This window comes from Archangium sp. (assembly GCF_036388035.1).
In the GTDB taxonomy this organism is placed as follows: Bacteria; Myxococcota; Myxococcia; order Myxococcales; family Myxococcaceae; genus Archangium.
The window spans coordinates 1-6089 of sequence record NZ_DASVSO010000832.1; the positions used below are offsets into that span (position 1 = coordinate 1).

At 70.9% G+C, this 6089-nt stretch carries 6 protein-coding genes and 1 pseudogene; 3 read left to right on the forward strand and 4 right to left on the reverse strand.

The window, feature by feature from the left end; genetic code table 11:
• Positions 1-160: ATP-binding protein (locus tag VF697_RS34280; protein ID WP_331099559.1), on the forward strand; the 160-nt coding region annotated here is incomplete at its 5' end.
• Between the two features lie 29 nt (positions 161-189).
• On the opposite strand, the gene VF697_RS34285 is transcribed toward VF697_RS34280, so the two are convergent.
• The 4 genes from VF697_RS34285 to VF697_RS34300 all read right to left on the reverse strand — a co-directional run bounded on the left by VF697_RS34285 (position 190) and on the right by VF697_RS34300 (position 4195).
• The gene (locus VF697_RS34285) at positions 190-1905 is read right to left on the reverse strand and encodes an NAD-dependent malic enzyme (protein WP_331101672.1); all 1716 of its coding nucleotides are present in this window, start codon (positions 1903-1905) and stop codon (positions 190-192) included.
• 225 nt (positions 1906-2130) lie between these two features.
• On the reverse strand, positions 2131-2838 hold the full coding sequence (locus VF697_RS34290; RefSeq protein WP_331101673.1) for a 2OG-Fe(II) oxygenase: 708 nt from the start codon (positions 2836-2838) through the stop codon (positions 2131-2133).
• Between the two features lie 49 nt (positions 2839-2887).
• Positions 2888-3349 carry an FKBP-type peptidyl-prolyl cis-trans isomerase gene (locus tag VF697_RS34295; RefSeq protein ID WP_331101675.1) on the reverse strand — a complete coding sequence of 154 codons (462 nt, stop codon included), beginning with the start codon at positions 3347-3349 and terminating at the stop codon, positions 2888-2890.
• A 54-nt stretch (positions 3350-3403) separates the two neighbouring features.
• The gene (locus tag VF697_RS34300; protein ID WP_331101677.1) at positions 3404-4195 is read right to left on the reverse strand and encodes a hypothetical protein; all 792 of its coding nucleotides are present in this window, start codon (positions 4193-4195) and stop codon (positions 3404-3406) included.
• Positions 4196-4424: 229 nt separating this feature from the next.
• Between VF697_RS34300 and VF697_RS34305 the strand changes: the two genes are divergently transcribed.
• Positions 4425-5678: a phospholipase D-like domain-containing protein gene (locus VF697_RS34305; RefSeq protein WP_331101679.1), complete on the forward strand. Its 1254-nt coding sequence runs from the start codon at positions 4425-4427 to the stop codon at positions 5676-5678.
• A 63-nt stretch (positions 5679-5741) separates the two neighbouring features.
• Positions 5742-6089: pseudogene (locus tag VF697_RS34310) on the forward strand (hypothetical protein); the annotation flags it as partial.

The following is a 6089-nucleotide window of genomic DNA, read 5'->3' on the forward strand; positions in this document are numbered from 1 at the left end:
CCCGTTCCGCCGGGGCAACTCGAAGTTCCGACCGGCGGGGAGCCTGGGGCTGGGGCTCTACATCGTGCACCAGGTGGTGGTGGGGCACGGCGGGAAGGTGGAGGTGTCCACGGGTGAGGCGGGCACCTCCTTCACGGTGCGAGTGCCGCGCGCGGTGTAGGCGGAAGGACGAGACTCAGGCCCGCGGCCTCACTGCCCCGGCGCGCGCCGGAGGGGGAGGAACTCGGGCCGCCACATCTCGGCCTCGAGCACGGCCTCCAGGTCCTCGGGCAGCTTGCGCGTGGCCACTTCGTCCTTCTGCGCCTGGCGGATGACGGCCATGGCCACCTGACGGCTCGCCGCGCGCAGTCGGTCCATGCGCGGATAGAGCGCGCCCTGTGCCAGCCGCGCCCCGTCCGTGTACTCCGCCAGCGCCAGCGACGCCGCCGTCAGCATCCCGTCCGTCACCCGCTTCGCCCGTGTCAGCAGCACGCCCAGCCCCAGGCCCGGGAAGATGAAGGCGTTGTTGCCCTGGCCCACCGGGTGCGGCGCTCCGCCCCACTCCACGTCCTCGAAGGGGCTGCCCGTGGCCACCAGCGCCTTGCCGTCCGTCCACCGGTAGATGTCCGTCGGCACCGCCTCGCTGTTCGCCGTCGGGTTGCTCAGCGCGAACACCACCGGGTACGGCGTGTTCGCCGCCACCGCCTTCACCACGTCCTCGCCGAACGCCCCGCGCTGCCCGCTCAGGCCCAGCAGCACCGTCACCTTCGCCTCGCGCGCCGTCTCCAGCAGGCTCGGAATCGAGCCCTGCAGCTTCCAGCCCGCCACGCGCGACGGCTCGTGCGCGAACTCCAGCTTGTACGGCTCCAGCCCCTTGCGGTCCTTCAGGATGAGGCCCTTGGAGTCGATGAGGTAGATGCGCTCGCGCGCCTGCTGCGTGCTCAGGCCCTCGCGCTCCATGCCGCGGACGATCTGCCGCGCCACGCCCACGCCACCCGCGCCCGCGCCGTGCACCACGTACACCTGCTGTCCGAGCGTCGTCTGGCTGCGACGCGTGGCCGACAGCAGGCCCGCGAGCACCACCGCGCCCGTGCCCTGCACGTCGTCATTGAGCGAGGGCAGCACGTCCCGGTACCGGTCCAGCACGTCGAAGGCCTTCTGCTTGCTGAAGTCCTCCCACTGCACCAGCACGTTGGGGAAGCGCTTCTTGAGCGCCATCACGAAGGTATGGATGAAGTCGTCGTACTCCTTGCCCTCCATGCGCGGGCGCTTCACGCCCAGGTAGAGCGGGTCGTCGAGCAGCTCCTTGCGGTTGGTGCCCACGTCCAGCTCCACCGGCAGCGTCACCGCCGGGTCGATCCCCGCCGCGGCCGTGTACAGCGACAGCTTGCCGATGCAGATGGCCAGGCCGCCGAAGCCCTGGTCTCCAATCCCGAGAATCCCCTCGTTGTCCGTGGCGACGATGAGCTGCACGTCCGGGAAGGGCGTGTGGGCCAGCAGCGAGTCGATCTCCCCGATGTTCTCCGGGCTCACCACCAGCCCACGCGGGTAGCGGTAGATGCGGCTGAACTGCTCCACCGCCTGCGCCACCGTGGGGGTGTAGATGATGGGCATCATCTCCTCGATGTGCCGGTTCACCAGGGCGTAGAAGAGCACCTCGCTGCGGTCCTGCAGGGCGCGCAGGAAGACGTGCTTGTCCAGGTCCGAGCGGAAGGCGCGGAAGTTGGCGTAGGAGCGCTCGAGCTGCTCGTCCAGCGAGGACACGTGCGTGGGCAGGAGCCCCAGCAGGCCGAACTCGCGCCGCTCCTCCAGGCTGAAGGAGGTGCCCTTGTTGAGCAGGGGCAGGCGGGTGAGCACCAGGCCGGACAGGTGCGTCTCCAGGTAGGGGCGGCCGTTCGCGTCGAGCTTCTTCTCGTACTGTTTCATGGGGGAAAACTTCTTCTCTGAAGTGTCTTCGAGGGAGGGGCGCTCCTCTAACGGCTCGCCGGGCACGCCGCCAAGAGCCCTCACCAGGCAGGCATAAGCCGGGGTGCGGGTCTCCCATGCGTCCGGAATGGGGTGCCCCCGCGTCGACGCACCGCGTCGCCCCTCCTTCACCCGGCGGTGATGGACCTCCGAGGTATCGTCAGGGCCCGACCGGAGGCGTGGCGCTCACTTCGGAGGCGGCGCTCCGTACAGGCTCTCGGCGCGGTGGAAGAGCACCCACGAGGTGATGATGTATTTGTCGTTGGACTCGGGCGTGTTGCCCCGGTGGGTGTGGGTGAAGCCGGCGGGGAAGATGATCATCCGGCCCGCCTTCGATTGGACCTTCTTCTCCTGGTAGAAGAACTCGGTCTCGCCGCCCTGGGCCACGTCGTTCAGGTAGAACTGGAAGGCCAGGACGCGGTGCAGCGGCTCGCAGCTCGCGTCCTTCGGAAACACCTCCGAGTGCCAGTGCGGATAGCCGCCGGAGCCCTTCACGTACTTCTGCACGTTGAGGTCCCCGTAGCGGTAGAGGAAGCCGATGAGCTGGTTGAGGGCGGGGTCCCCCAGCTCGGCGAAGTTCTCCCGCGTGAGCGTCACGGGCTGGCCCGTCTTGGGGTGCCTGGTGGACAGGGAGACGGCGCCAATCAGCGCGTACAGGTACTTGCGCAGGTAGGCGCGCAGCGGGGGGAACGCCGCCTCCAGGAGCCGGCGCAGCAGATCCTGGTACTCCGGGTGCGCGTTGAGGTTGAGGTCGTGGCTGTCCTTCTTGGTGACGTCCACGCCATGCCCGGTGCGCCCCCGGTACTGGTGGGGGCTCGTGTCGAAGCGGTGGATGAGCTCCTGGCAGAGCGCGGGAGCCAGGACGTCGTCGTGGATCTCGATGAAGTCGGTCATGGCGAGCGCCTCGCAGTCTACCCCGCGAGGGCCACCGGGACGACCGGGCTCAGCGGATGGAGATGAGCTCCACGTCGAAGATGAGCACCGCGTCGGGCGGGATGCTGCCGCTGCCCGTCTTGCCGTAGCCCAGCTCGGAGGGGATGACGAGCCGACGCTTGCCGCCGACCTTCATGCCGACGAGTCCCTCGTCCCACCCCTTGATGACATTGCCCGCGCCGAGCACGAACGAGAAGGCGCGGCTGTTGTCGCGCGAGGTGTCGAACAGGTTGCCGTCCGGCAGCCAGCCGCTGTAGTGGACGATGACGGTGCGGCCGGGGATGGCCTCCGCGCCGGTGCCCACCTCCTGGTCCTGCGTGTAGAGGCCGGAGTCGCTGCGCGTCATGGCGTTGAGGTCCACGCCCAGCGCGGGCGCGTACTGCACCTTCGTCGGGTCACCCGAGTCCGGGTGACCGCAGGCGGAGAGGAACAGCGGCAAGCAGGCGGAGAGGAACAGGAGGAGTCGGCGCATGGGGTGTGGCTCTCTCGGGAGAGATGGGAGTGCGAACGTAACAGGGGCACGGACTTACCGGCGGGGCTCTCGCGGACCGCCGCCCGCCCACTGGTAGCCCACGGTGGCGCCCGAGCCGATGAAGCCCAGCGCGATGTACTTGCGCACCAGCTTGAGTTGCTCGCTGTTGCCCACCACCTCCTCCAGCAGCCCGTGGACGGCCACGCCGAGCAGTGTGCCCACCGCCGCGCCCCCCATGGCTCCGAGGAACGCGCGCCCCCGGTCCCGGCTGCCTTCGAAGGCCAGCTCGCCCAGTCCCCAGGTGCCCAGCGCCGCGACGGGAGGCGTCAGCACCATCCCCGTGCCGAAGGCCGCCACGTCCATCTCCGACCAGCGCCCTCCCGCATTCGCCGGCTGGAGGAACAGCAGTGCTCCGGGCAGCGCGCCCACGAGGCTCCCGGTCGCCGTCTCGGCCGCCGTCACCCACAGGCGCTCGCCCCCCAGGCGGCTCGCGCCGTACACGCCGCCGAGCGGCACCAGCGAAAACGACCCGTAGGCCACCCACGCCCCGGCGGAGACCGGCAGGTCCGCCGTCACATGCGGCGGCGTGTTCGCGGGGCTCGGGGTGGGGGCCGGTTCGACCTTGGGTGCCTCCACCTTGGGCGTGGGCTCCACGGGGATGGCTGGGAACTCGACGTTCTGGGCGGGCAGCAGCGACAGGGCGGCGGGGACTCCCCGGGCCCTCGCCGCCAGGGGCCCCTCGTGGGGACCGGAGAGGGGACGGCCCTGCGCGCACGGCGCCCCCAGCACGGCGGCGAGGAGCACGATGGAGGTCAGGGCAGAGAGCAGGGAGTCAGGCAGGTGCATGGTGTCTTCAAAGGGCCCTCGTTCGTCCACCCGGCTCCCGGAGTCCGGGCGGCCGGGAGCCGACGCCGGGCTCGTGCAGCGGGTAGGGATGGGACCGGTGAGGCCCTCCGTCCACCGGGACACGCCCCGTGGCACGCACCAGCGGACAGAGGCCCGCCTCCACTGTCCACGGCTGGACGGAGAACCCGGGAGGGCAGTCAGCCGTGAGGCGCGTGACTAGCTTTCGCGCGTGAAGAATCCGTGGCCGCTGCTGGTGCTCGCCCTGCTGCTGGCGGGCTGTCCCTTGCCGAACCATCGCCATGCGCTGCGCATCCGGGACGACGTGCCCGAGTCGCACGAGGGGCTGTCGCTGGCCTGGTACCAGACGGTGGGCGTGGAGCTGGAGCCGGGCAACCAGGTGGAGCTCGTCCACAACGGCCGCGTCTTCGACGTGCTCGAGCGCGAGATTCGCGCCGCCCGCTCCAGCATCCACATCCTCGTCTACATCTGGCGCCCGGGGGACCCGTCGGAACGGCTCGTCAAGGCGCTGCGCGAGCGCAACCCCGGAGTGACGTGCCGCATCCTCGTGGACCCGCTGGGCAGCATGCGCTTCCAGGCCGACGTGGCGCCCCAGCTCGTGGCGGCCGGCTGCGAGGTGCGCGTCTTCCGCTCCCTGCGCGGCACCATCGCCTCGCTCAACCTCAAGCGCATCCAGGCGCGGCTGCACCGCAAGCTCGCCGTGCGCGATGGCGTGGCCGGCCTCACCGGAGGCTGGGGCATCTGGAAGAGCTGGGAGGGCGGAGGCCGCAAGCCGGGCGAGTGGCGCGACGCCAACGTCTGGGTCCAGGGGCCGGCGGTGCGGGGCATCCAGCTCGCCTTCGCGCAGAACTGGCAGGAGGCCGGCGGAGGCATGCTCCCGCCCGAGGCCTTCCCCGAGCCCATCCCCACCGCGGGCCAGGCGCGGGCCGGCTTTGTCACCCACACGGGCGCGCCCGTGCTCACCAACGCCGAGCGGATGTCGCTGCTCGCCATCGCCTCGGCGAAGAAGCGGCTGTGGATCTCCAACTCGTACTTCATCCCCACCGGCCCCATCCAGGACATGCTCATCGCCAAGGCGAAGGCGGGCGTGGACGTGCGGGTGCTCACCCCCGGACGGCACCACGACATCCCCCCGGTGCACGAGGGCCAGCGCGCCACCTACGCGCGGCTGCTGGAGAACGGCGTGCGCATCTGGGAGTACGAGGTGTCGATGATGCACTCCAAGACCATCCTGGTGGACGAGCGGCTGTCGATGGTGGGCTCGACGAACCTGGACCCGCTGGCGCTCAACGCGGAGGAGGGCTCGCTGGTGGTGGATGACGTGGAGCTGGCCACGCGGCTCGCCGAGGCCTTCGAGGAGGACATGCGGCACTCGGTGGAGATCCGCTGGGACTCGTGGCGCCGGCGCGGCCTCATCAAGCGCCTGTCGGAGCGGATGGCGGTGCTCTTCGGCCGCTACCTCTGACGCCCGCCTGCCCCAGGGTCCCCGGTTGATGGCCGGGGCATCCTGGCGTACAGGCTGCGGGTGATGACGTCGGGCGCCATCCAGGGAACGAGGCAGCGGAACACCGCGCGTGCGCGGGTGTCCGGGGCCCTCGGCATCTCCGTGGCGCTGCATGTGCTCGGCGCTGTGGCGCTGTGGCGCGGTGCGTCGAAGCCGGAGCCCGTCGCGCCGGACAGGCCGCTGGAGGTGCAGCTCGTCTGGCGCGAGGCCCCGAGGGGCGCAGTACCCGGGCCGGCTTCCTCCGAGGCCTCCCCACCGCGCCCCGCTCCTCCCACGCGGCTCCGGAAGGCGGACCGTGCTCGCGCTGAAGTGAAGGCGTCGCCCCGACCCCCGGTGTCCCCGCCCGAGGTCCCCTCGCCCGCGCCGGGACCG